At 52.4% G+C, this 22,336-nt stretch carries 31 protein-coding genes; 2 read left to right on the top strand and 29 right to left on the bottom strand.

The features are described from left to right. Positions 1-10: 10 nt before the first annotated feature. Genes IPJ68_01445 through IPJ68_01435 form a run of 3 tightly spaced genes read right to left on the bottom strand, consistent with a single transcriptional unit; the run spans position 11 to position 2,072 of the window. Positions 11-304: a DUF1294 domain-containing protein gene (locus tag IPJ68_01445; protein QQR78920.1), complete on the bottom strand. Its 294-nt coding sequence runs from the start codon at positions 302-304 to the stop codon at positions 11-13. A 57-nt stretch (positions 305-361) separates the two neighbouring features. Next, positions 362-919, bottom strand: coding sequence for an epoxyqueuosine reductase QueH (locus IPJ68_01440; GenBank protein QQR78919.1), 558 nt, complete (start codon positions 917-919; stop codon positions 362-364). Between the two features lie 19 nt (positions 920-938). Beyond that, the gene (locus tag IPJ68_01435; GenBank protein ID QQR78918.1) at positions 939-2,072 is read right to left on the bottom strand and encodes a quinone-dependent dihydroorotate dehydrogenase; all 1,134 of its coding nucleotides are present in this window, start codon (positions 2,070-2,072) and stop codon (positions 939-941) included. Between the two features lie 177 nt (positions 2,073-2,249). Between IPJ68_01435 and IPJ68_01430 the strand changes: the two genes are divergently transcribed. Beyond that, a complete protein-coding gene (locus tag IPJ68_01430) occupies positions 2,250-2,549 on the top strand; it encodes a hypothetical protein (GenBank protein ID QQR78917.1) in 300 nt (99 codons plus the stop codon). A gap of 92 nt (positions 2,550-2,641) precedes the next feature. On the opposite strand, the gene IPJ68_01425 is transcribed toward IPJ68_01430, so the two are convergent. The 19 genes from IPJ68_01425 to IPJ68_01335 all read right to left on the bottom strand — a co-directional run bounded on the left by IPJ68_01425 (position 2,642) and on the right by IPJ68_01335 (position 15,244). Beyond that, positions 2,642-3,043: a cupin domain-containing protein gene (locus tag IPJ68_01425; protein QQR78916.1), complete on the bottom strand. Its 402-nt coding sequence runs from the start codon at positions 3,041-3,043 to the stop codon at positions 2,642-2,644. 75 nt (positions 3,044-3,118) lie between these two features. Continuing rightward, positions 3,119-3,745 (bottom strand): DUF2238 domain-containing protein, encoded by a 627-nt coding sequence (locus IPJ68_01420; protein QQR78915.1) that lies wholly within the window; start codon positions 3,743-3,745, stop codon positions 3,119-3,121. 31 nt (positions 3,746-3,776) lie between these two features. Continuing rightward, a complete protein-coding gene (locus IPJ68_01415; protein QQR78914.1) occupies positions 3,777-4,523 on the bottom strand; it encodes an SDR family oxidoreductase in 747 nt (248 codons plus the stop codon). Between the two features lie 68 nt (positions 4,524-4,591). Beyond that, positions 4,592-4,981, bottom strand: a complete 390-nt coding sequence (locus IPJ68_01410) for a DUF1801 domain-containing protein (protein QQR78913.1) — start codon at positions 4,979-4,981, stop codon at positions 4,592-4,594. Positions 4,982-4,995: 14 nt separating this feature from the next. Continuing rightward, a complete protein-coding gene (locus tag IPJ68_01405; protein QQR78912.1) occupies positions 4,996-5,364 on the bottom strand; it encodes a DUF1428 domain-containing protein in 369 nt (122 codons plus the stop codon). Positions 5,365-5,443: 79 nt separating this feature from the next. Next, a complete protein-coding gene (locus IPJ68_01400; protein ID QQR78911.1) occupies positions 5,444-5,713 on the bottom strand; it encodes a winged helix-turn-helix transcriptional regulator in 270 nt (89 codons plus the stop codon). Positions 5,714-5,812: 99 nt separating this feature from the next. After that, complete coding sequence (locus IPJ68_01395; GenBank protein QQR78910.1) at positions 5,813-6,109, bottom strand: YdeI/OmpD-associated family protein; 297 nt, start codon at positions 6,107-6,109, stop codon at positions 5,813-5,815. Positions 6,110-6,252: 143 nt separating this feature from the next. Beyond that, positions 6,253-6,741, bottom strand: a complete 489-nt coding sequence (locus IPJ68_01390; GenBank protein ID QQR78909.1) for an SRPBCC domain-containing protein — start codon at positions 6,739-6,741, stop codon at positions 6,253-6,255. A 95-nt stretch (positions 6,742-6,836) separates the two neighbouring features. Then, positions 6,837-7,112 carry a winged helix-turn-helix transcriptional regulator gene (locus IPJ68_01385; protein ID QQR79235.1) on the bottom strand — a complete coding sequence of 92 codons (276 nt, stop codon included), beginning with the start codon at positions 7,110-7,112 and terminating at the stop codon, positions 6,837-6,839. A gap of 160 nt (positions 7,113-7,272) precedes the next feature. Next, positions 7,273-7,857 carry a tetratricopeptide repeat protein gene (locus IPJ68_01380; protein QQR78908.1) on the bottom strand — a complete coding sequence of 195 codons (585 nt, stop codon included), beginning with the start codon at positions 7,855-7,857 and terminating at the stop codon, positions 7,273-7,275. 203 nt (positions 7,858-8,060) lie between these two features. After that, positions 8,061-8,492 (bottom strand): hypothetical protein, encoded by a 432-nt coding sequence (locus IPJ68_01375; protein ID QQR78907.1) that lies wholly within the window; start codon positions 8,490-8,492, stop codon positions 8,061-8,063. Continuing rightward, a complete protein-coding gene (locus tag IPJ68_01370; GenBank protein QQR78906.1) occupies positions 8,489-9,673 on the bottom strand; it encodes a hypothetical protein in 1,185 nt (394 codons plus the stop codon). Before IPJ68_01370 ends, IPJ68_01375 begins: the two co-directional genes overlap by 4 nt. 191 nt (positions 9,674-9,864) lie before the next feature. Beyond that, on the bottom strand, positions 9,865-10,968 hold the full coding sequence (locus tag IPJ68_01365; protein QQR78905.1) for a DUF262 domain-containing protein: 1,104 nt from the start codon (positions 10,966-10,968) through the stop codon (positions 9,865-9,867). Between the two features lies 1 nt (position 10,969). Beyond that, entirely contained in the window at positions 10,970-12,046 is a 1,077-nt protein-coding gene (locus IPJ68_01360; GenBank protein ID QQR78904.1) for an adenine-specific methyltransferase EcoRI family protein, read from the bottom strand. A gap of 314 nt (positions 12,047-12,360) precedes the next feature. After that, a complete protein-coding gene (locus IPJ68_01355) occupies positions 12,361-12,852 on the bottom strand; it encodes an NYN domain-containing protein (GenBank protein ID QQR78903.1) in 492 nt (163 codons plus the stop codon). Positions 12,853-13,064: 212 nt separating this feature from the next. Beyond that, positions 13,065-13,694 (bottom strand): DUF3800 domain-containing protein, encoded by a 630-nt coding sequence (locus IPJ68_01350; protein ID QQR78902.1) that lies wholly within the window; start codon positions 13,692-13,694, stop codon positions 13,065-13,067. Between the two features lie 60 nt (positions 13,695-13,754). Continuing rightward, positions 13,755-14,303 carry a hypothetical protein gene (locus IPJ68_01345; GenBank protein ID QQR78901.1) on the bottom strand — a complete coding sequence of 183 codons (549 nt, stop codon included), beginning with the start codon at positions 14,301-14,303 and terminating at the stop codon, positions 13,755-13,757. Positions 14,304-14,395: 92 nt separating this feature from the next. Beyond that, entirely contained in the window at positions 14,396-15,007 is a 612-nt protein-coding gene (locus tag IPJ68_01340) for a hypothetical protein (GenBank protein ID QQR78900.1), read from the bottom strand. Between the two features lie 81 nt (positions 15,008-15,088). Further along, positions 15,089-15,244, bottom strand: coding sequence for a hypothetical protein (locus tag IPJ68_01335; GenBank protein QQR78899.1), 156 nt, complete (start codon positions 15,242-15,244; stop codon positions 15,089-15,091). 142 nt (positions 15,245-15,386) lie between these two features. Between IPJ68_01335 and msrA the strand changes: the two genes are divergently transcribed. Then, positions 15,387-16,076 (top strand): peptide-methionine (S)-S-oxide reductase MsrA, encoded by a 690-nt coding sequence (gene msrA, locus IPJ68_01330; protein QQR78898.1) that lies wholly within the window; start codon positions 15,387-15,389, stop codon positions 16,074-16,076. On the opposite strand, the gene IPJ68_01325 is transcribed toward msrA, so the two are convergent. The 7 genes from IPJ68_01325 to IPJ68_01295 form a co-directional block, all read right to left on the bottom strand. After that, on the bottom strand, positions 16,073-16,759 hold the full coding sequence (locus IPJ68_01325; GenBank protein QQR78897.1) for a conjugal transfer protein TraX: 687 nt from the start codon (positions 16,757-16,759) through the stop codon (positions 16,073-16,075). The two genes, msrA and IPJ68_01325, sit on opposite strands and share 4 nt — an antisense overlap. 63 nt (positions 16,760-16,822) lie before the next feature. Beyond that, entirely contained in the window at positions 16,823-17,299 is a 477-nt protein-coding gene (locus IPJ68_01320) for a YbhB/YbcL family Raf kinase inhibitor-like protein (protein QQR78896.1), read from the bottom strand. Between the two features lie 34 nt (positions 17,300-17,333). Then, entirely contained in the window at positions 17,334-19,928 is a 2,595-nt protein-coding gene (gene uvrA / locus IPJ68_01315) for an excinuclease ABC subunit UvrA (protein QQR78895.1), read from the bottom strand. Between the two features lie 8 nt (positions 19,929-19,936). Further along, the gene (locus tag IPJ68_01310; protein ID QQR78894.1) at positions 19,937-20,653 is read right to left on the bottom strand and encodes a ChbG/HpnK family deacetylase; all 717 of its coding nucleotides are present in this window, start codon (positions 20,651-20,653) and stop codon (positions 19,937-19,939) included. Positions 20,654-20,700: 47 nt separating this feature from the next. Then, a complete protein-coding gene (locus IPJ68_01305; protein QQR78893.1) occupies positions 20,701-21,027 on the bottom strand; it encodes an MGMT family protein in 327 nt (108 codons plus the stop codon). A gap of 41 nt (positions 21,028-21,068) precedes the next feature. Next, positions 21,069-21,875: a hypothetical protein gene (locus tag IPJ68_01300; protein ID QQR78892.1), complete on the bottom strand. Its 807-nt coding sequence runs from the start codon at positions 21,873-21,875 to the stop codon at positions 21,069-21,071. Next, the gene (locus IPJ68_01295) at positions 21,856-22,230 is read right to left on the bottom strand and encodes a hypothetical protein (GenBank protein QQR78891.1); all 375 of its coding nucleotides are present in this window, start codon (positions 22,228-22,230) and stop codon (positions 21,856-21,858) included. The genes IPJ68_01300 and IPJ68_01295 overlap by 20 nt, the downstream gene beginning before the upstream one ends. Positions 22,231-22,336: the final 106 nt, after the last annotated feature.

The following is a 22,336-nucleotide window of genomic DNA, read 5'->3' as shown; positions in this document are numbered from 1 at the left end:
CTTTGCCTCATCAGGGAAGCGCCGGTAAGAAGTCCGACAGCGCATATAGCGTGACGATATTTTGGATGATGGCGAGCGGGACACCGAGGAGGAAATACCAGGTCTGCGTCTTGTGCCGGAAAGCGAACATGCCTGCGAAGACTCCCAAGCTCCCAAACGCGATGGCCATGAAAAAAAGCAGTCCTTCTGGGATTCGCTCCGCCCCGGTCTGTCGAGATCGCCACTTGTCCCAACCCATGATGAAGAAAGCAATGAGATTCACCGCGAGAAAGAGTCCGAGGAGAAATGTATCAGGAGAAAGCATATGATTCTCTTCATATGTTAGCAGCCTCAGAACACAGAGCCGGCACGCTTCCAAATTCTAATCCAAATCGAGCTGACGATCCCGCGAGTACTGACAACCACAATATGTCTGGCGATAGATACCACGCTGAGCGATCATCGCTCTCGCCCGTTCTTCACGACCATGCTTTTTCCAGTCCTCGGCGAGGAATGCCACGCCCGTTGATGCTCCGATGGCTTCGGCGAGCGGAAAAATGAGGCTCGCCTTTTTACGACGGCCCATGGTGAGTGTCGTCCCGAACTGCTCCATCTTGCGCGCTCTGGCCTCCTCGGCAGTCCGCTGCAGCCGAAGCCCGATGCACGCCTGGCAACGCAATCCTCCTTCGGATTCAGTTTCGCGCCCCCGGACCGCCTCGGCCCACACCCCCGGCTCATAGTCCCCGTCGATCATCGGCACCTGCCACTCCTCACAGACGCGGACGACTTCGCGTTTACGCCGTAGGTATTCGTCCTCGGTGTCGATGTTGGGATTATAGAAAAAAACCGTGAGCATGTACGCAAAGCGCAGCTCATCGATGACCGCGATGCCGCAGGGCGCACAGCAGCAATGGAGGAGGAGTCGTTGTCGGGTCATCATCCGTTCCGATTATTGGCCATCAGGCGCGTGTGCCGATCGCCTCGCTGACGGATGCGTACCCATCACGCTTGAGCAATGCGACAATTCCGGCATTGATCACGCCGATTTCCTGCGGCCCCATATAGATCATCCCCGTGATGAGCTGCACGAGTGAGGCACCATACAGGATCTTCATATACGCGTCTTCAGCCGAGAAGACACCACCCACGCCGATCAAGACAAAACGGTCGTGATAGTGGCGATACGCATACCTGAGAAGCGCGTTTGACCGGGCCTGGGTCGGCTTGCCACTGAAGTTCCCGGGTCCGGCCTGGGCGATTTCCTCGGGATGGAAGGCGGGATTCAGTCGATCCTTGGCGAGATTGGAAAAGATGAGTCCCTTGATGAAAGTGAACGGTCGGGCGGCCTCGAGGAGCGAGCGCATCTCGTCTTCGCTTTGCTCGAGCGGTAGTTTGATAAAGACTGGACGGCGCAACTCAAGAGTCTGCAGCCGCGTGAGCAACTTCGCCAATCCCGTCGGTGATGCGAGCTGCTCTTTCAGGTTCTCCAGATTGCGAAGGTTCGGGCAACTGATATTCAGCTCATAGTAATCGAAGAGCGGACAACGTTCGGCCGTCTGGAAGCCCAGGACGACATCCTCGACCATCGCCGCAAAATCCGCGTACACTTTGTTTGTCGAGCCGATACTCACCCCCCGGATGGCCCCGAGCGGCGCGGCACGGTGGAGCTTCACGAGCGTCGCTGCTACCCCTTCGTTCTTGAATCCCTTATTCACAAGGAGCGAGCGTGATTTCGGCAGACGCTGCATCATCGGTGGCGGATTGCCAGCGTACGGCTCCAGCGTGAGCGTCCCGATCGAGTGAAAACCGAAGCCCAGACTCGGGAGCACATCGACTAAGTCCGCCCGGTAATCGAAGCCCGCCGACAGCCCGATCGGATTCCGATAGCGCAGCCCCGCCACTGTCTGCTCGAGCATCGGGTCATCATAACGCCACATCGCTGCAAACAGCCAACGTATGGGACGAAAGCGCCCGAGCTGTTTGCCGACCGAGAGGAAGAGCTCATGGATATCGTCCGGCGGATAGCGGAAGAGGATCGGCTTCACCAAATGCCGATACTTCCACCCGGAAATATTTGAAATGAGTTTGTTCATACCATTTGTCCCTTCCATCTTACCACTCACCGGACGCCAAATCGAGATAGCCGGTAGCAACCGGATTACCAGTGCACCGCCTAGGTCTCTCGCGTTGACCGGCTGAGGGGAGCCATGTTAAGAAAGAGATGGTTCTCAACCAACCTAGAAAAGGAGATCGCCATGCCGTTACTCGTCATGAAACACATCAAAGGCGCTCTGCCGCGCGTGACCGGCAAGTCGAATTGGGCCGTCCGGCTTGCTGAAAAAGACCAGACTGTGCCATACCCAATCTTTGAAGTCGTTGCGCGAATTGCTCAGACTTGTTTCCATTTGGAATGCACGGTTGATCCAGCCTCTCTCAACGGTGACTGGGAAGATACACTCATCCTCATCATCCCGAGCGGCAGTCTCCTCGAAGAACGGAACATGTTCCTTCAGATGCTGACGGAACGCATGGAAAATAATGCCCTGCGCGCCTCAACCAGTACCCCATGATTTTTTGGGCACATCACACCCTCTCACTCGGAACCCGCGTTCCGAGCTCTTTTTTTCTTTGAAACTCCTGGCGCGGACCAATAGATCACCCGCTATTCGGTCGTCACACCGTCAAACTCAGGTGCATCGGACTCAGCTTCGGCCTTGGTCGCGCGGATTATTGCCTCCTGATGATGCGGCGGGGCATAGATGGTGTAGAGTCGGAGCGGGTCGGTATCGGATGTATTGATGACGTTGTGCCGCGCGCCCATGGGGATGATGACTGCATCGCCATCGCCCACCTCGTACTCAGTCTCGTCCACGATGACCTTGCCGGTCCCCTCTTCGAAACGGAAGAACTGATCCCCTTCCGTATGCGTCTCCAAGCCGATTTCCTCACCCGGGAGGAGCGACATCAGCACCAGCTGACAATCCTTGGCGGTATAGAGCACCTGCCGAAAATTCGTATTCGCGAGCGTGAGCTCTTCCAGATTGCCCTTGAATCCTTTTTTCATAGGTTCGATGCTATGGATTACGCCCTCAGTATACACCCGATGAACCGGTCAACTCAGCAATCGGATGGAGCCAATTCAGGCCGTGTCTGATGGTTTTGTTTCAAACTTTGATCGCCGGACGAGAAAAAACAGTCCCGTAGCAACAACAGCACCGAGCGTATCGGCGAGCATGTCTTTCTGTGCGTCCCAGATATCACCCTGACTCCCCAGATATGCGAGGCCCGCGGCCGGATCAGCTCCCGCCGCATACCACCACTCGATGATCTCATAGCTCATCGCAACCGTCGCGATGAGAAAGACCGGATAGGTGAAGAGGAGCAGACGATTCGCGACCAGCCGTTTCGCATACAACCATTCGGCCACCGCAAAAGCATAGAAGCCGACTGAGAAATGTGCCATACGATCGTAGTGATTGCGTTCGAATCCGAAGAAATTCGTCACCCAATCAAAGGGAACCAGCGCGAACGTCCAGTGCCCACCGATGGTGTGCAGATAGATGAGGACGAACATGAGTGCGTAGGCCATCCGTGAAAATTGCACGCCGCTCCAGTACAGCCCGAGGATGACGGCCAAGATGATCCACACCGTCAGATTTTCGGCGAACCACGTCATGCGATCCACCGGAGCGACCGCGAGCACCAGGAATAAAACCGCGTAAACCGCGAGTAACCCGGAGAGAAATCTATTTTTGATAATTTCCATACCACTCATATTTCCCTTCAGACTCAGATGGTCAGCGCAGTGTCCAACCGCCATCGACGACGATGACCTGACCCGTGACATAACTCGCCTGATCAGAAGCGAGATACGTCACCGCGCCGGCGATATCTGCCGAGACACCCTGACGGGAGAGTGGAATTAGTGCGATCATCTGCTGCAATGCTTCATCCGACTGAGCACCACTCGCCCCAGGTGTCGCGATGGCTCCGGGTGCCACGGCATTGACCGTAATCCGCTTCTTCGCGAGCTCGAGTGCGAGCGCGCGAGTGAACCCATTCACTCCTCCCTTCGAAGCGCAGTAATGAACAAGTCCCTCGAATCCGACAAATGATGCAATGGAAGAAACGCTCACAATACGGCCACCTTCTCCCATCATGCGAGCGGCTGCTTTGGAACAGAGAAAGACCCCCTTCATATTGATATCCATGACTCTGATCCAATCTGCTTCGCTCATGTTTTCAAAAGCGACAAAGGGGTAAATACCAGCGTTATTCACCAGAACATGCACACTTCCAAACGCATCCTTCGTTCGAGCAAAGAGCCCCTCCACGTCCGTCGCCACAGCCACATCGATAGCAACAGAGATCGCTTCTCCGTGTGCCGCGCCGATCTCTGTCGCGACGGCCGATGCCGCTTCACCATTCAAGTCGGCCACGACCACTTTCATTCCTTCTTCGGCCAATGCGAGCGCGATCCCTCGCCCGATCCCCTGGCCTGCCCCAGTCACTACTGCGACCTTCCCCGAGAGTCCTGTATTCATAGTATTGCTCCGTGTCAAATTATTCGCTTGATCCCCCTTCCTCCCCAACGACACCCGGCGTTATTGGGTCAGCCAGATCGATTCTTGTTCTCTCGTCCCGATGCCGCGTGATTCCGTTTCGCATGTGCCCTGACGACTGCCCGGACGAGCGTTACGGGCACATTCTCCCCACGCAACATACGGAGCGTATTTCCAACCACCCGTGCTCGGGCAAGTGCGTCCGTCAGTTCACGTTTGTCCTCGTTACTGATCCAGTGAAAGCTGCAGTGTGCCCGATGTACTGAGAAATACGCGAGACGGCCATCGAGCGCGTAATACGGCACACCATAGCTGATCGACTCGGCTGCCCGCGGAGCTGTCGTCCGGATCACTCGTCGCAACTCATGGAGCGTCGGACGCGCCCAATCCGGTGCCGCCGATATATATCCTTCGACATCGGTAATTTTTTTCTTCTTCATCTTCCTTGAGTCAGTCAGGCTTCGACTTCGACGGTGAACCCGCCCATTGCCATGCGCTTCATATCAAACGGCATCGACGCCATCTGTTTCTCATCGTACTTTTTGGTGAAGTACTCCATTACCTGTTTGTTGATCCGGTTTCGATCCTTCTTGGAGCGAAAGACAACGAACGAGAACCACACTTCCTCATCCGGCTTCGACTTCGCCAACTTCGGAAACGAAGAACAACCTGGCTGCCCGGCTACATCGTCGGCGCGACACTCCCGATACTCGATAGCGCCGAACTTCATCCACGCCGCCGCCCCATCGCGCGCCATCTTCTTGTAGGCCGCCCGGTTCTTCTTCGGAATCGACAACACATACCCGTCTACATAGGCTGCCATATTGGAAAATGATAATTGTTACACCTCTATTCTACACCCGCTCGCTCTCCCCCTCCTCAGCTACGGAAAAGTATGCGCCCTATTCCAATATTCTCAAGAATTTGAGAATAGATTTCCCAAGCGGTGTGAGGGCGTGGCGGACAGCGTTCCCATCATTGCGCTTCATGACGATACCCGCCAAAGCCAAGCGCCGGACGTGCTCGGAGATAGTCTTGAAGTTGACCTCGAGTGCTTCGGCTATCTCGCTGACCGAAAGTTCCGGTGACTTCTCCAAGAGGAAGGAGACCTCGAGCCGACGATGGTTGGCCACCCCCTTCATATGGCGTTCGAGTTGGCGATAGTTTTTCATAGCCCCCGATCCTAGCATGGGACGTAGATATTCTCAAGTTCTCAAGAATTTGAGAATAGATACGAGGGGGGAGCTATGGTTCGGCCGGGATCGAGGTTATCAACCCTTCTTCGGACGCGGGGCGAACCACTTCGCGGCGCTCGGGCGGCGATGCGGGCAGCCGGGCCAGCAGCAGGGCCGACGCTCTCCACGACTGAGGTCCTCGCCGAGTCGACGCAGGTGATCGACTCTCGTCTCGGCTTTCTTCACAATCGTCACATAGCAGATCCATTCGTTGCGCGCGAGCGGAGTGAGCGTGTCCCAGAGTGTGGCGACGCTCGGGTGCGCCGCGAGGAACGCCCGCAGATCCTGTGGCATCCGATGCAGTGGTCCGGTTTTGTCTTTTGATTCTGACATAGGGTTAACACTCGGAATTATCCCTTCATAACGTTTCACGCCGAGCGTGATGAGCGCCTGCACTTACATCGCGGGAAATCCACCACACTTTCCACCGCGCCATGCGCCGCCTTGATGTGTCCCAAAGTAAACACAAAATCCGCTTATGCCTGTTTGAGGAGCGCCTCGAGCTGACTCAGCCCCATCGCGTATCCAGCTTCCATCCCCATCGCGAGGACCGTCTCGAGCTCAGCCTGAGTCGCGTACGTCACCGTCGAGACGAGTTTGGTACCAGTCCCTTCGGCAAAGAGTTCCGTCTTCCAGCGCGAGACGGGCATGTCGGTTTTCTTCACACCCTGTTCGTCACAGAAATAGTCATCGCCGACGGTGCTCTGGCCCGCCACGATTCCGTCATATGCCTGGATGCAGTAGTGCCGCTCGCCGTCTGGCCCCAGCATATAGTAGAACCAGCGTCCGCCCTCGCGGAAATCCATCTCGACCGTCACCGCCTTCCAGGGCTTCGGCGCCCACCACTGTTCGAGCCATTCGCTCTTCGTATGGGCGTCCCACACGCTCGCGACCGGCGCGTCGAACACACGCTCCACGACCAGCGTCGCATGCCCCAGATCCTTGGTAAATTTCGCTTCTGACATAATGGATTGATGTGATGTATTAGCCCCCTCTATTCTACACCTTGTTATTCTCAGGCCCCTCTCAAGATTACCAAATGGGTAACATTCTCACATTCTCAAGAATGTTGGAATATCTCGAGACAAGCGAGCATCTTTTTCCCATAAGGTGAGAGGCTGTGCGCGACCGTGCGGCCCTGGTAGGTTTTATTCAAAAGTCCGGCCTGGACGAGGCGGCGCGTATGCTCAGAGACGGTCTTCAAATTGCAATCGAGGCGCCGGCTCATATCATCGAGCGCGATCCCCTCGGACTGACTGACGAGCAGTAGGATGCTGATACGACGATGGTTGGCGACACCCTTGAAATACCGCTCCAGCTGCTTGTAAGTTTTAATTCCAGCCATAATTATCCATGACACCAAATTTCACCCCTACCCTAGCACAACATTCTCACATTCTCAAGAATATTGGAATATCAGTATCAAGAGAAACAGGAAAAGGGGCCACCGCCCTCCCCGCCCGATCAGCACCATTTGATATCGAGAGAGAGTCGAGTCATTTCTCAGGTTTACGTTTCGAGTCCTCGCGCGATCGCGGGATCCTTTTCAATTCCTGCAAACGCTCACGAAATCGTTTGTCATGCGGGAACTCCCTGGCCCCAGCACGCGCCCGAGCGAGCGCCTCATCGAGCCGGCCATTCTCTTCGAACAGCATACTGAGAATCAGCATGGTGTCCGGTTGCCGTCCTCGTTCGAACGCATACTCTACCCACGCTATTCCCCGCTCCCCCTGACCCAAGAAATGGTGGCAGTGACCGATCTTGTCGTAGACGGCCCAGTTCTCCGGTTCCAGTGCGAGCGAGATGGAGTAGTCGTGCATCGCCTGTGCGAAGTCACCCTGATCGTAGTAGCAATCGCCCCGGAGCACCCAGAAATGATTGCTCCCTGCCTTCTCCTCCAGGCACCGATCGAAATAGGGAACCGCTTCTGAGGATCGTTCCAGATCGAGATAGCACAGTCCGGCGTAGCCGAGTGCACTCGTCTCGTTGGGATACTTGGCGATGAATGCCCGGAGCGCCACGAGACACTGCTCATACTTCTTTTCGCGGTAGAGCCGGACGAATTTTTCCATCTCTTTCATGCCCCTATTCTACACCCGCCCCACATACCGCCAATCTCGATCGAGAAACATTCTCACATTCTCAAGAATGTCGGAATGTTGTTGGTCGGAAAAGAGAGGAGAGGCTCCTGGTTATTCCCTTTGCTACACCCGATCGATATCGAGATAGAGTTTCGTCATTATTCTTTACTACTTTTAGTACAATAACCAACTAGTTTTCGTATCTATAAAAGATTCTTTTCCGAATTAGCAAATTTAATAATCTTGACTTCGCTAGAAAACTCTTTTATCACCCTCTTCGAGAGTTTCTCATCGTCTGCAAACAAAATAATATTTTCTTCCATCGTAGGCAGCGTCGCTTGTCTTTTGATATTCTCAAGAACTGTTCTTATGAAGGCTAAGGTAGAGATGTCTCCAAAACTAGTCATATTATAAAATGAGGGGCAGTACTTATTCAAAAAGTAGCTATAGTTCCCTAGATAGACTGGCATACTGAAAAAAATACCCCCTCTTCCGTCCTTCACATTACTTGGAATTTTAATGCCTGGATCAATCTTTAGCTCCTCTAACACATCGGGTGCAGCAAAGTATTCGTTCTTCAAGAGAACTTCTTCGCGATATGCGTTAATAATAAAATTTGTATCTATCACTTTCATACAGTGTTCTGTATCTGAGAAAAATATTTCTTATACTGACTTTTATTCACCCGGCCAAAGATAAGATACTGGGCTGTGATTGATTTCAGTTTTCCGCCCCGGATAAGCATATTTATGGCGGCAGAAGCTTCTTGACCACAAAATTTTTTTACAGAAGTAGAGATTTTTGCGGACCATCCTTGTTGAAAGGTTTTTACAGATAGGTTTAATTCACTCTTTAAGAAGTCGAAGAGTGCACTATTAATGATGCCCCGAGCCCTAAGAACAACAATGACAGCTGTTGGAGTTACCTTATATTTGTCGCTCATCTTCATAATATCGTCCAGACTAGTCGGTATTGTAGTCAACGAGTCTGTTGGCAATATGATGCATGAAACCAGATCATGCTTCCATTTCTCAAGATTTTTTGCGCCTACTACCTGAACTTCAAGATCTTGATCTATAAAAAAGCTATAGTCATTTATCCCAATGGAAGCCAGAAGATAAAACAGACTATATATTTGCCTTCCTGTAGCCTCTTCAGGATTTATATCTCCTGGTAAAAATATAAAAGGCAGGCAGTCATCCTTTAGGGCGAATCCACTGGTGTTTTTGTATATCTTGTCGATTTGTTGATAAATAGGAAGCAAGACTCTTACTCCCCGAGACACATTAATCTGTCCTGCTCCTATTTTTTTAATTAAATACTCGAGTGCTTCTCGCTTTGTCTTCTTGCCTCTGAATTCCACTAGATCAACCCCGAAGTATTCAATGAGAGAATTGGCTGCATCGGTTGGGCTTAATGAATTAAGCGAATTACAAAAACTATTCTTTTGATATTTCTTTTTTGAAACAACAAACCCCTGAAGACGAATGAGTCTATCCACTATCCTTCTGGACATATGTTCTCCTGAGCCTTTTCTTTTTGTAAAAAAGGCCGCAGACAACCTGTCTTCGCGTTGTTCATTTATATGCTTGAGCTGCTTCTTGAGATTCTTTTTATTCAGGAAGAATAGCTGCCAAGGCAGAAATATTTTATTTGACTCTGCGCGCAACAATGTATAGCTTACAGAGCCATGACTAAAACAGCTCTGAAAGAATTCTGACTCATGCAATTTTTCTTCCGGATAAAAGCTGAGAATTGTTCGAAAAACATCATCGTCAATCTCAACTGCGCTTACTCCTGATGTCTTTACCCACATAACTTACAATGAAACAAAACCACCCCGGAAGTCCGGGGTGGTGGTATAATCGCATTGGGGATTATGACTCTTTCCGATCTTCTGTGTTTGGAGTGGTTTTTATTTTTTACTCTATACTCTCACACTGCCACAAATAAAAGAAAAAGGCAAGTTTAAATTTGCTTCTCTTCATTGAAAATCCCCACGGCGGTCTATTTTCCTGATTTCGTTCGGTTATCTTGCTTGCAGAGCATTTGGCAATTTTCCGCAGTTGTTTTGCCACCCTCGTGCCAGGGGGTAATGTGGTCGGCTTCCATTTCTTCAAATTCAAAAGTTTTTTTACACCAAACACATTTGCCTTTTTGTTTTTCGTAAGCTTTTCTTCTTGTCTTATCCTCAAATTGACGAAGATTTAGATGTTTATCTTCGCCCGTCAAAATATATTCGTAGATGCCTTTTAAACTCTGAACTTCATCATCATTGATAAGTTCCAGTGTTTTCTCCTCAATCTCTCGAGAATCGTAAGCGGTATCTTTATACCTATTGTACAACCTGCCCCACTCAACCCCCTTCATCTCTTTGCGATATTTGGTGAAAATTTTATGTGCCCAGGCAATGACATTTTGAAAATATTGCCACAACTCTTCAGCGTTCTCGTCGTGCTGGTGTTTGGCCATATAATCCTCAATCTCGCCGTTACTAATCCATAGAAGAGCGGTCTCCAAATACTCTTGCCGAATTGGCGAACCATTTACTAGTGAGCCGCCATCATTGGCCAAAAGGTATGCGGCACAGTTTGATTTACTGAATTTGAGTTTTGCATCTGAAAGCCAAGAACCGGTATAAACAGCGTTACGCAACTCTTGATCGGTCAGCTTTTCACCAGCAATATTTATGATCTTGAACCAATCCAGCTTTTCTTTATCTGTCCCCTCACAGAAATAAATCATCAGTTCGTAGTTCAGAATCTGCTCCTGTTCCTCTTTGGTGAGATTATGGAACATAGCAAGGCGACCATTAAAATCCACAGAGAAATCACCGTTTACATATTGACCTAAACTTATTGTTCTTTGTTGCCCATCGAGCACTTCAAAATTTCCCTCGTCGGTCTTTACCCAATACATCACATTAAGGGGAAATCCCTTTCGGACAGTATCAATTACCGCATTGCGCTGCTTATCTTTGTAAACAAATTCACGCTGGTACTTCGGTCGCACATCAAGCTTACCCTCATAGGCAACAACGCCCTCCTCGGCACTATCTTTGTAGCCCGTAACCACTTCACGAACCGGAATTCTGTTTAGTTCGATTTTCATATTACTTTTTTGCCATTCTATTTTTTATAAAAAGTCGCTTGAAGGTTTCTTTACCATTCAAAAAAGATCCTCGGCCATATATTTTATTCGAGTCTTGGTCTATGCCTCGATTTGATCCAACAATTTCAAATTGTTCCGGGTTATACCGATCAAGAAAAGTAATCGGCACACCCATTACACCATCGTGATCCATCGGAATATCAAGAAACCTTGGTACCTCAATTGCATCATAATTATCGTATTTTTGGTACTCTTCTGATGAATATTTTTTATATAAAGTCAGCTCCTCATGGCGTTTAGTTGTATCCATGTTTGTAAACCACACTATACTTCCCATGCTGAAGTACTTTATTCCGTTTTCGGTTTTTATTCTTGATTCTGTTGGTATGTTGTAATCGGTTGGGACTTGAAACCACTTCGTTCCACCATTGTCATACCCAAGCCACATTTTGTTCTCCTTTATGAACTTGAAAATTTCCTTATAAATTATGGCGTTCTGGTTTCCGAGAATAAGAAATTTCTTGCTATGCTCCATCAACTGTGCAACATATTCCCGAAATAGAGAGAACGGCGGATTTGTCACCACGATGTCAGCCTGCTTTAGCAACTCTATACTTTCTTTACTTCTAAAGTCTCCCTCTCCCTTTAATGGCGCCCATTCATTGTTTTTATTAGCCTTGAGCTGTTCGGCAATATCACGCAAATCAAATGCACCATCTCCATCTATATCATCAACTTCATTGATAATGAATTTGTTGGCGGTTATCTTAGGACGACCTTTTGGCGTAGATAGTACTGTAATATCACCAAATAGATTTAGTTGCGTATTAGCTATGGGGGACGGCTTATAGCTAGTAGCAATAAGTTTCTTTAATCCAAGTGCATTGAAGTTGGTTGCAAAATACTTGAAGAAGTTACTTTCAAAAGGATCATCACAATTACAATAAACCCCTTTGCCACGAAACTGATCTTTGCAGTGCTTGAGCTCTTTTTCAATATCAACAAGCTGAGTATAAAACTCATCTTTCTTTGCCTTGCTTGCCTTATTCAAATTCGTATTCGAGGACTTCTTTTCCATAGTCAAAAATATCCTTATTCAAGCCTTTCCATTGTATACCAAAGCCCGAGGAATCACCCTACTCTCCCCTATGAGATAACGCAAATCTAACAGGGCAAGCTTTTACCCCATTTTCAAGCCACGCTACCACCGAAACCGGGCTCCGTGGCAAGCCACAAAAACGAGGGCGTGGGATGAGTTGGTTAGAGATGAGAAAAAGCCACCTCTTTGCACTTTTCCGCCCTTGACAAAGCACTTCGTCGGCGCTACTCTTCTAGTAGAATTACGACGAAAAGCGCCCTTTAAGGTCCTGTCCTTACGGGGTTCTTTTCTTTTTAGGGGCGAAATTCCAGCTTATTCCGCAGCTGGGAAATAAAAGCAAGAAATCCCGAAGGGAACCGCTTCAAGAGAGCCGAGTAGTGCGCCTGATCTGGGACAAGAAGCTGTTCTAATTTTTCTTTGTCGATCAGATACCGGATGAGGCAATGAAAATCTCCATCACCCGTGACAACCACGGCTTTCTTGTACGCCTGATAATCGATCATCGCCTGCAGGACGAGTTCAGCATCACAATTCCCCTTGATGGTCCCATCCTTGTGACGAAGCGTCGGCTTGAATATGAGGATATAGCCTTTCTCCTGGAGGGATCGGTAGAGACTCGACTGCTCTTCCATGAAACCAATGAACATGTACGCTTTGCTGACGCCATACTTTTCCCGCAGGTACACTCTGAAACGCGCATAATCCAGACGCCAACCAAGTCGTTTCACAGAAAGGTTCAGGTTCTGTGCATCAATGAAGGCGAAGTTGTTTCCAGTCTGTTTCATATTGAACCCTATCCTACTCCCCTTTTATCCCATTTTCAAGCCAAATTTTTTAGCCCACTCTGGACTGCTCACTTACTGCCACATCAGTGCTGACTCAGTGTTGACAAAACGGTCTGCAAAGCGTATTTTATAGGTGGAAGTGCTCCCGAACCAAACTGTGGCGTTCATCGCCGCTTTCCCGCAAGGGATAGGTCCGGGAGCTTTCTTTTTCCTTATTTCGGCCAAATCTGGACATAGACTTCGCGCGACTGCACGATTTTCCGATAGTCGGTCTTGTCTTTTTTACCTTCATTCAAGCTCCGCGTCACCGCTCCCGCTACCATATCGGCAAGCTGAACGAGATTGTTTCGATGGGAATCCTGCATCCTCACCTTCTTGATCCGAGTCGTCACGCTTTCCGCATTCATACGACGCTTCAGGTAGTTCGCCAATTGATACTTAAAGAGCTGTCTCCCGGATTCATCAATAATGACTGTTGCATTTTCCAGCTTATCCTTTGCATTCTCAAAAAGCAGTCCGCAGGCATACTTGTAGAACGATTCCTTGTTGTGGAATCCCTCCCCGAAAAGTTTTCCCTTGTTGATGACAATACCGTAGTAAAAGAATCCGTACGGTAAGACGGCTTTGAAAAAGGCCTCGCGAATCCGATCAGAATTCTCGTGAAAATGAAACTCGAATCCTGGAGGCTTACCGAGCTCGTGACGCAAGAGAGCGATGCGCTCATCGCAAAGCTGTGCTTCTTCTCGGTCCTCAAATGCTACCAAAACCATAGAGAAATAGCGTGTTGCCCCTCTGGCGATATCCAGCCCCGTATCTCCGGATTCATCGATAAATACCAACATGGCAGAGATTTTTACTTCATCCGATTCTACTCCTACTAACACCCTTTTTCAAGCCAGCCTTCACTCGGAAGCAACGGATTGATGAACCTTCTCCTCTACTGTCTGAGCCTGCCGAACGCGGCGCGGACGGATGACATAGAACCAGAGATAGAGTCCGATGAGGAAGATGACATTGGGGATGAAGATGCGCGGATCACTCCAATTGTGGCCATTCACATGGAAGTCCGAGACCGGCCAGAGGAACGGGGTGGGGAAGAATTTCTCGGAGTGAGTCGGGATATCGACGAGGATATGGAGTGGCCAGCCGAACATCTCATAGAGCGGTTTCTTCCGAATGAGCCAGACGAGAGCGAACACGGCCACGAAGATGACGAGGCTGTGCGTGCCGTTGTAGAGCGCGTGGACATAGCCCGGGATACCAGCAGGATCAGGGTGCTGGCCCGACCGCCAGTCCGGATGCTCAGCCAGACCGAGGATGGTCAGGGCAAAGAAAAGCCCGAACGAAAAGAGGTCCGGTGCAATCCCAAAGAAGAACGCGAGCCAGTAACTGATCCGACTCCGCCGGCCGAAGGCGACCCCACCATAAAGCCCATGCGAGAGGATGTCCATAGTTCCCCTAGGCTACTCCCCCCTATGAGTTAATGCAATCAAACAAGGTAAACTCTTCCCCATTTTCAAGTCATAAACTCTCAGTTGGCCCACTACCCTGTGAGATGGAAATCCGCGACGCAACGAGTGCAGGTCCCATGGTCGCCGACTTCATACACGCCGATATGGTCAGCGCGGAACGAGAACTCCGGCTGTGAGAGATGGGCGAGCACATCGGCAGAGGGTCGTACCAACCGCGTGAATGTCAGATGCGGCGAATAGAGCGTGAAGGAATGCGCCCAACCGCAGTACTCAATGTTCCTCAGCTCTTGGTCCGGTATCTCGACCCAGTGCTCCTTGTATCGGACACCTTCCTCGGACTCACGATACGCCCGCGTCGCCGCGATGATCGATGTGTGGAGATCGAGGATGGCCTTGTCAGCCACATAGCGCACCCCCACCCAGACACCTTGGTCAGGATAGTAAGTCTCTTGTCGGAGGACGAACGGCACGGTGAGAGCGGCGATATCCCGGAGCGCTCCGAACACCGTGGTCAAAGCTGACTCAGTGAAGGGCACATGGTACAGCGAAATATGCGGATATAGCGTCACCCCATCCAGAGTGAAATGCGATCCCTGTGACGCGAGGGCTTGACTGAGTGCGATCGCCTGCGCCGCGATCTCGGGTGGCGGGATGATGACGATATCGTAACGTTTGGAGTTCATAAGAGTAATTTCCTCGGTAACCCATAGCAACGCTCCGACGAACTCTCATCCGACCAGGCAACGACTCAGCTATAGCCCGCTCTATCGATCGCCGCGCTTGCCTTTGCGTTGCTTGCCGAGATTCTTGATGCCCATATTCCGTACTTTGCCTTCGAGGCGAGCGGCCTGCCACAAGGGCGGCATCGCGGGCTTGAAGGGCGCCTTGGGAGCGGGACTGGGTTTCTTGGTGCTGGCCATATAGCGAGTAGTTAGTGATTAGGTATTAGGGAATAAATGAAGAAGCGAGGCGGGCAGGAAGCAAAGCGACCATTGAGGGTAGACTACACCCCTATAGTAGCACTTCCGAAAAATCGAGAAATAGGTGCGCTATACTGATGCCATGAAGCACTCCTTCCTCATCCTCATCGGACTCATCCTCGTCAGCGCTGCCGCATACGGCCTGTACTGGCGCGACCATCGCTATGCTGAGCCGGCGACCATCACCCCCGCAACAAGTGGGACAGCGACGGCGTACTTCGCGGGCGGCTGTTTCTGGTGCACCGAGGCCGACTTCGAAAAGCTCCCCGGCGTCGGCGAGGTGATCTCGGGTTACTCGGGCGGGACGACGACGGACCCGGACTATGTCAGTGTCTCAGCACATACGACCGGACATCTGGAATCCGTCGAGGTACGCTATGATCCAAAGGCCATCAGCTACGAGACACTCGTCCGCTTTTTCTTTGCGCATATCGATCCGACCGACCCCAATGGGCAGTTTGCAGATCAGGGTGACAGCTACCAGTCAGCGGTCTTCTATCAGTCCGAGACCGAACGGCAGACCGTAGTTGCAGAAATCAAACGACTCACAGACGTCCAAGTCTATCCGAAACCGATCGTGACCGTCGTACGCCCCTTTGAACATTTTTATCCGGCCGAAGAATACCATCAGGATTACTGGAAGAAAAATCCCGTCCGCTATCGGTACTACCGCAACGGTTCCGGTCGTGACCGCTACCTGGAACAAGCGTGTGTCTGGCGCCAGGCAAAGAATCTCTCGTGCGAGAGCACCGAAACCGAGAAGAATCACTAACGGACAAATTGCCAAGCCAAAATCGCGATCACGGTGAGATGCGCTGGGTAGAAGATGTAGAAGAACCATTTATTGCGAGGAAACGGCAGCGACACTTGCGAGGCGATGAGGATGATCGGCAGACTGAGCGTCCCCCAGTGACTACCATTGCTCGCGGCGAGCGCCATGAAACCAATCGTCAGCACCGTGACCGCATCGAGGGTCACCCCCCGTTGGACGAAGTAGGCGAGACTGAGCGCGAGCGTGAGGCCATACCAGCCATACTCCACTTGTGACCCAGCCGATACGAACACGATGAGCGCAACCGGCAACGCAAACCACAGCGGCCGCAAGCGGAAAATCCAGAGCAACGCGACGAACACGGCAAAGGTAAAAAGGATGTTGAATTGCTGCACTCCGACGAGATAGAGCGAGGCCGGGAGCGCGAGAAAGCCGAAGCCGACGAGACGCAGGATGAGCCGCCGGTAGACACGAGCGTCGACACCCGGTCGGGCGAGATTGTAGGCGAGGATGAAAGCGAATAGCGGGAACGCCAGCCGGCCAAACGCGGTCGCACTACCGAGGACCGGCCCCATGAAGAGCAGCCTCACGACGTGGTCATAGATCATCGAAACGAGCGCGAGCCACTTCAGACCCTCGAGTGTACCGTCCGGGATGTGGAGACGCCAGACCGTGGATGCCATACAAAAAAGACAGCGCTTTTATTCCTCATTCTAGCATGCGAGAGTTCGTTGACGATGCTCTCACTAGGCCATCAAAGTACGGCGATAGTAGCCGATGAGATCGGCTTCCGCGACGACATTACCGAGGAGTGCGTTTCGGAGCATGAGTTCAGTCGCTTCGGCCGGGAGATGCAACGGGGTACGCAGTGCATAGATGCGGAAGATATAGCTGTGCTCGCCCCGCGGCGGACACGGGCCGCCATAAGCCGCCTCACCGAAACTATTTTTCCCCACGACGGCATTGATGGGGACCGAGTCTTCTTTGATCAGTGTAGTCGTCGGAGCGATATTCCAAACGCGCCAATGAATCCATGTGCCACCCGGCGCATCCGGGTCCTCCACGATGAGGGCGAGCGCTTCGGCGTCTTCGGGTACCTGCTCGATCGAGAGCGGCGGGTTCACATTCCGACCATCACAGGTATACTCACGCGGAATCTGCTCCCCATACGCGAAGGCTGGGCTGTGGAGTCGGAACGGCGGTTTTTCAGCGATACGCTCCATAAACGATCTGTTTTCATCCCCATCCTACCACACCCTATTTATTTTTCAGTGCCTTCTTCAGGTAGTGGCCCGTATGTGAACCGGCCGTCTTGGCGACTTCCTCCGGCGTGCCAGTCGCGACGATTTTCCCGCCGCCTGATCCACCCTCGGGACCGATGTCGATGACATAGTCTGCACTCTTGATGAGGTCCATATTGTGTTCGATGACCATGACCGTGTTGCCTTTCGACACGAGCCGGTCGAGGATTTCGATGAGTTTCTTCACGTCGGCATAGTGGAGCCCGATCGTCGGCTCATCCAGGAGATAGATGGTCCGCTCCACTGCCTGCCGATACAGCTCACTGGCGATCTTCACCCGCTGGGCCTCACCACCCGAGAGGGTCGTGGCGGATTGACCGAGCTCGAGATAGCCGAGGCCAACTTCATTTAGGGTCTTCAGCCGATCAGCGATGGCCGGAATCTCGTGGAAGAACGCATACGCCTCTTCGATCGTCATGGTGAGTACCTGATGGATGTTTTTGTGCTTGTAGGTGACTTCGAGGGTCTCTTTGGTGAAGCGTCGGCCGTCACAGACATCGCACGGCACATAGACCGTCGGGAGGAAGTGCATCTCGACCGCGATGAAACCGTTGCCTTCACAGGTCTCGCAACGGCCGCCGGGACGATTGAATGAAAAGCGCCCGAGCTTCCAGCCGCGCACCCGCGCCTCTTCCGTCGAAGCAAAGAGTTCACGGATATGATTGAAGGCACCGGTGTACGTCGCTGGGTTCGAACGCGGCGTACGACCGATCGGGCTTTGGTCGATCATCACAACGCGCGAGACATACTCGGTCCCCGTGAACGTATCACAGTGTTCAACCTGATTGGTCTTATAGCGACGGTCGAGCCGGCCCTGGAGATTCTTGTGGACGATCTCATACAAGAAAGATGACTTGCCCGAGCCGGACACACCCGTCACCGTGATGAAGCGGCCGAGTGGGATATCGACATTCATGTTCTGGATATTGTAGATGCGGCCGCCGCGAATCTTCAGACTCCCCTTTTCCTTGCCACGCCGCTCTGGCACTGGGATGCGCTCCTCGCCACGCAGGTAGGCCAAGGTGAGCGAACCAGACTGATTGGTCTTGGCCGTGAGGAGGTCTTCGAGAAAGCCAGTTACTACGACCGCACCGCCATGTACGCCTGCGCCCGGACCGATATCGACAATGTAGTCCGAAGCATAAATGGTATCCTCGTCATGTTCAACGATGATGATAGTATTGCCGAGCGCACGCAAGGACTTGAGAGTTTCGATCAGTCGATCATTGTCACGCTGATGGAGACCGATGGTCGGCTCATCGAGGACATAGAGGGCGCCGACGAGTTGGCTGCCGAGTTGGCTGGCCAGTCGGATACGCTGTGCCTCTCCACCCGAGAGTGTATTCGCCCGGCGATCGAGTGTCAGATAATTCAGTCCGACATTGAGGAGGAATTGGAGTCGGCTCCCGATTTCCCGGAGGACAACAGAGGCGATCTGCTCTTCGCGTTTGGTCAAGTCGAGGCCAGCGAAAAAATCAAAGGCAAGCGCAGTCGTGAGACGGGTGAGGTCGACGATATTTTGTCCGCCGATCTTGATATGCAGCGCTTCCTCGCGGAGCCGCGTACCATTGCAGGTATCACACGGATCTGACCCGAAGAAATGTTTGGTCCCGAGACCGTTGCAGGCCTGACAGGCACCATACGGCGAATTGAAGGAGAAGAGGCGCGGCTCGACTTCCGGGTACGAAAAGCCATCATAGGGGCACGTGAACTTAGCTGAAAGCAAGAACTCCTCGTCACCGATTTGTATCTTCACGATGCCCTCGGCTTCCTCAAGTGCTTTCTGGACTGCTTCCGAGAGCCGGACTTCAGTGTCGTCCTGATAATCACGAAAATCGCGCGCGAGAAATTCATCGACGATGAAATCAATATCGTGTTTGTGATTTTTCTTCAGGATTACCTGCTCACGGAGGCTCTTCCTCACACCGTCGAGGTAGATGGAAGTGAAACCACGGCCGAGTGCATTGTAGAGCATCTGATAGTACTCGCCTTTCCGACCACGGACGACTGGCGCAAGGACGATAACCGGCGCCTCGGTCTTACCGGGCTCACGCATGACGGCATGGACCTTGGTCTTCACGGTGTCGAGCATCTCCTCGGTCGAGAGCCGAGAAATCTCGCGGCCGCACTCAAGACAATGCGGTCGACCAAGCCGGGCATAGAGGACACGGAGATAGTCATAGATCTCGGTCACCGTCGCGACCGTCGAACGCGGATTGCGACTGGCTGATTTCTGATCGATCGAGATGGCCGGTGAGAGGCCGGTGATTTCATCGACGTCTGGCTTCTGCATCGTGTTCAGGAATTGCCGGGCGTAGGCCGAGAGCGATTCGACATAGCGCCGCTGCCCCTCAGCAAAGATCGTATCAAAGGCGAGCGACGACTTACCGGAGCCAGACAGGCCCGTAAACACGATCATCGTGTTCCGCGGCATGGCGACCGTGATGTTTTTCAGGTTGTGCGTACGGGCACCCCGGACCGTGATCCAGTCTGATGGACCCGCCGATTTCCGGTGTTTCGGTTCTTTCGCAATTGTCTTCTTGTTCGGCATAGGGGCGGCTAGAAATGATGGTCAACGAATGCCGCTTCGCGTTCATGCTCTGGATGGATGACGAGTTCGACCGTCTCCCCCTCAGGTAAGGCTTCGAGCGCCCGGAAGAAACGTTCCTTGCCGTGGACCCAGTCGAGACTAACGAGATAGGTCGAGGTCGCGAGTCCAGCCGCGGTGAAACGGCGATGATCGGTCCGAGCGAGCGAGTGCAGCACATGGCCGATCGCTGCATGATGGAGCGACAGGAGCATCCCCCGCTGGCCGAAACGGACATACGGAATACGAGATTCATGTGCCAACGCAAGTAAGGAACGGAAGAAGCTTGGAAAGAAATGGACATGTTCATGACTATTCAAGCCGTCCGGAGCGCGGCCAAAGAGCTCGTGGAAGCGTTTGATCTGAGCACGCCATTCAGTCTCAACGGTACTCGCTGGGATATAGCCCAGAAAGTGGCGAACCACAAAGTGCAGCCCTCGACGGAGGGTCCCGTGGCCCGGTACTGCCCCACGACCCAAGAGACTGATGAGGTCGAGATGGAGATCGATCTTCACCCCCGTCGCGAGGAGTCGGGCGGCATCCTCTTTGCTACAGTACCGTGCCATGACCGCCACCCGATGCAATTTCCCCGCCGCAGCCAACGGCAAAATCCGGCGCACCGTGTCCCGGATACCGTAGTCGTCAGCAGAGAGGATGAGGCGCGCTTTGGCCCGTTCAGTGATGTGCATAGCAAAAATCAAACAAGAGACAAGAGAAAAAGTATAACAGGATTTTCCTAATGAGGAAAGACGACCCGACCGCGGATAATTTCGACACCTTCATGTCGGAGGCGTCGCGCCTTGGCATGCGACCCACCAAATGAGTAGCCGCCCACTCGCCCATCAGAACGCACCACGCGATGACAAGGCACATCCTGGTAGCAATTCTGACTGAGTGCTGTCCCGACCGCCCGCGCGGCACCTGGAGCATCCACCTGGCGAGCCACTTCGCCATAGGTCCGTACCTGTCCCTTCGGGATCCGTGCGACCGTCTGGAAGACCGCTCGACGGAACGGAGTGAGAGCCACTGCTTTCTTATAACTCACTTCGGTTGGTGCGTGCATAGAGAAACATAAGAAGAGCAAACGACACGACTGTGAGTCACCTATTCACCACTCGTGAAGGAGGCACGCACGTCTTCATTGGCTGCCTGAAGCTCAGCTCGAAATGTCGTAACAGCAGCCGCGATACTTTTCTTTCGAGTCTCTGCCAAAGTCTTTACTTCAGTCTCGAGAGTCGCAACGGCTTTCTTGTCAGCCGCCAGCTTTTCCCGTCCGGATTTGAGGCTCGCTTTGAAGTCCTTGACCAGCGTCTCGGTCGCCACACCATTGGCGCAATCTGTTTCAAGCTTTTTCACCGCTGCCTCGACTGAGGCCCCGAACGTATCGCGCGCCGTTTGCATACTGGTCGATCGTTTCACGGCGAGCTCATCCACGCCCTTCCGAAATTCGGCGATCGCAGCATCGAGTGCATCGCGACGATCGTCTACCGCCTCTTCCACTCGTTTCTGATATCTCACCACCGCATCTTCCTCATCATCCCCCTTCGCCCGGTCCTCGAGCCGTGCATACCACTCGCTGCGTTTCTGATCAGCCTCAGAGCGAGCTTCTTCAAGTTTTGCATCCCGGCCATTCCGCTCGTCTTCCAGTTGCTGAGAGAGCCCGTCGACATACTCGGACACGCGCTTTTCCTTGGCCGCTACCCCTTCGCTCAGCTGGTTCTTCGTCTCGCCGAGTGCAGCACAAAAGGCCTCAGTATTCGGTAACTTCACCGGATATGACAATTTCACAACCGGCGTGTCCTTGAGATCCAGATTCTTCGTCACAAGCTCAAGCGGCGCAGCCGAAACAGTCGCCGGCAGAAGCAGGGCCAACCATGCGAGCAGGAATATATTAGTATTCGGTTTCATCATAGCTTTGGCCAAGTTGTTCCATCACAACGGCCCCTTCCGTAAAGCTCTCGCTCTCGCCCGCCACTTCAGCCTCCATGGCCGTATCGTCCCCAGCCGCATTCTGTTCGATCTCCACCATGAGCGTTTCGATGCTCTCATTCGAATCGGCTGCCGCGCGGGAATCGTCACCCGCGTCCAGGCTCTGGGATGCCATGTTCGTCGACTGAACGGAATTCCCTGAAGGAGATGCCGATGACTGATCCGACCGATCGGAAATTGAGGCACCGTCGTCCCTCCCAGCCAACCAAAAACACCCCACAACCACGATGATAGCGGCGACGGCGAGACTAGCGATGATGAGTGAACGCTGTGTCATGACCCCAGTATACCACCCCCCCACGAGAGCCCCTTCACTTGGAATACTTATCTATTACTGGAATCCACAGGGCGTGCGGGCTGATCCCCAAATCCAAACGTATATC

The organism is Candidatus Moraniibacteriota bacterium (genome assembly GCA_016699425.1).
In the GTDB taxonomy this organism is placed as follows: domain Bacteria; phylum Patescibacteriota; class Minisyncoccia; order Moranbacterales; family UBA1568; genus SSEF01.
Note: the sequence above shows the minus strand (reverse complement) of the source record. Positions and strands in the feature narration are given on the sequence as shown.

What these genes read in the sequence shown, in the direction of transcription:
- IPJ68_01325 (QQR78897.1), bottom strand. Translation starts at nt 16,759, where the DNA reads ATGGCATCCACGGTCTGGCGTCTCCACATCCCGGACGGTACACTCGAG.
- IPJ68_01410 (QQR78913.1), bottom strand. Translation starts at nt 4,981, where the DNA reads ATGAAGAAGAAAAAAATTACCGATGTCGAAGGATATATATCGGCGGCA.
- IPJ68_01445 (QQR78920.1), bottom strand. Translation starts at nt 304, where the DNA reads ATGCTTTCTCCTGATACATTTCTCCTCGGACTCTTTCTCGCGGTGAAT.
- IPJ68_01400 (QQR78911.1), bottom strand. Translation starts at nt 5,713, where the DNA reads ATGAAAAACTATCGCCAACTCGAACGCCATATGAAGGGGGTGGCCAAC.
- IPJ68_01425 (QQR78916.1), bottom strand. Translation starts at nt 3,043, where the DNA reads ATGAAAAAAGGATTCAAGGGCAATCTGGAAGAGCTCACGCTCGCGAAT.
- IPJ68_01355 (QQR78903.1), bottom strand. Translation starts at nt 12,852, where the DNA reads ATGAAACAGACTGGAAACAACTTCGCCTTCATTGATGCACAGAACCTG.
- IPJ68_01365 (QQR78905.1), bottom strand. Translation starts at nt 10,968, where the DNA reads ATGAAAATCGAACTAAACAGAATTCCGGTTCGTGAAGTGGTTACGGGC.
- uvrA (QQR78895.1), bottom strand. Translation starts at nt 19,928, where the DNA reads ATGCCGAACAAGAAGACAATTGCGAAAGAACCGAAACACCGGAAATCG.
- IPJ68_01435 (QQR78918.1), bottom strand. Translation starts at nt 2,072, where the DNA reads ATGAACAAACTCATTTCAAATATTTCCGGGTGGAAGTATCGGCATTTG.
- IPJ68_01340 (QQR78900.1), bottom strand. Translation starts at nt 15,007, where the DNA reads ATGAACTCCAAACGTTACGATATCGTCATCATCCCGCCACCCGAGATC.
- IPJ68_01335 (QQR78899.1), bottom strand. Translation starts at nt 15,244, where the DNA reads ATGGCCAGCACCAAGAAACCCAGTCCCGCTCCCAAGGCGCCCTTCAAG.
- IPJ68_01310 (QQR78894.1), bottom strand. Translation starts at nt 20,653, where the DNA reads ATGCACATCACTGAACGGGCCAAAGCGCGCCTCATCCTCTCTGCTGAC.
- IPJ68_01375 (QQR78907.1), bottom strand. Translation starts at nt 8,492, where the DNA reads ATGAAAGTGATAGATACAAATTTTATTATTAACGCATATCGCGAAGAA.
- IPJ68_01395 (QQR78910.1), bottom strand. Translation starts at nt 6,109, where the DNA reads ATGTCAGAATCAAAAGACAAAACCGGACCACTGCATCGGATGCCACAG.
- msrA (QQR78898.1), top strand. Translation starts at nt 15,387, where the DNA reads ATGAAGCACTCCTTCCTCATCCTCATCGGACTCATCCTCGTCAGCGCT.
- IPJ68_01370 (QQR78906.1), bottom strand. Translation starts at nt 9,673, where the DNA reads ATGTGGGTAAAGACATCAGGAGTAAGCGCAGTTGAGATTGACGATGAT.
- IPJ68_01380 (QQR78908.1), bottom strand. Translation starts at nt 7,857, where the DNA reads ATGAAAGAGATGGAAAAATTCGTCCGGCTCTACCGCGAAAAGAAGTAT.
- IPJ68_01320 (QQR78896.1), bottom strand. Translation starts at nt 17,299, where the DNA reads ATGGAGCGTATCGCTGAAAAACCGCCGTTCCGACTCCACAGCCCAGCC.
- IPJ68_01390 (QQR78909.1), bottom strand. Translation starts at nt 6,741, where the DNA reads ATGTCAGAAGCGAAATTTACCAAGGATCTGGGGCATGCGACGCTGGTC.
- IPJ68_01430 (QQR78917.1), top strand. Translation starts at nt 2,250, where the DNA reads ATGAAACACATCAAAGGCGCTCTGCCGCGCGTGACCGGCAAGTCGAAT.
- IPJ68_01415 (QQR78914.1), bottom strand. Translation starts at nt 4,523, where the DNA reads ATGAATACAGGACTCTCGGGGAAGGTCGCAGTAGTGACTGGGGCAGGC.
- IPJ68_01295 (QQR78891.1), bottom strand. Translation starts at nt 22,230, where the DNA reads ATGACACAGCGTTCACTCATCATCGCTAGTCTCGCCGTCGCCGCTATC.
- IPJ68_01420 (QQR78915.1), bottom strand. Translation starts at nt 3,745, where the DNA reads ATGGAAATTATCAAAAATAGATTTCTCTCCGGGTTACTCGCGGTTTAC.
- IPJ68_01360 (QQR78904.1), bottom strand. Translation starts at nt 12,046, where the DNA reads ATGGAAAAGAAGTCCTCGAATACGAATTTGAATAAGGCAAGCAAGGCA.
- IPJ68_01350 (QQR78902.1), bottom strand. Translation starts at nt 13,694, where the DNA reads ATGTTGGTATTTATCGATGAATCCGGAGATACGGGGCTGGATATCGCC.
- IPJ68_01345 (QQR78901.1), bottom strand. Translation starts at nt 14,303, where the DNA reads ATGGACATCCTCTCGCATGGGCTTTATGGTGGGGTCGCCTTCGGCCGG.
- IPJ68_01300 (QQR78892.1), bottom strand. Translation starts at nt 21,875, where the DNA reads ATGATGAAACCGAATACTAATATATTCCTGCTCGCATGGTTGGCCCTG.
- IPJ68_01440 (QQR78919.1), bottom strand. Translation starts at nt 919, where the DNA reads ATGATGACCCGACAACGACTCCTCCTCCATTGCTGCTGTGCGCCCTGC.
- IPJ68_01405 (QQR78912.1), bottom strand. Translation starts at nt 5,364, where the DNA reads ATGGCAGCCTATGTAGACGGGTATGTGTTGTCGATTCCGAAGAAGAAC.
- IPJ68_01305 (QQR78893.1), bottom strand. Translation starts at nt 21,027, where the DNA reads ATGCACGCACCAACCGAAGTGAGTTATAAGAAAGCAGTGGCTCTCACT.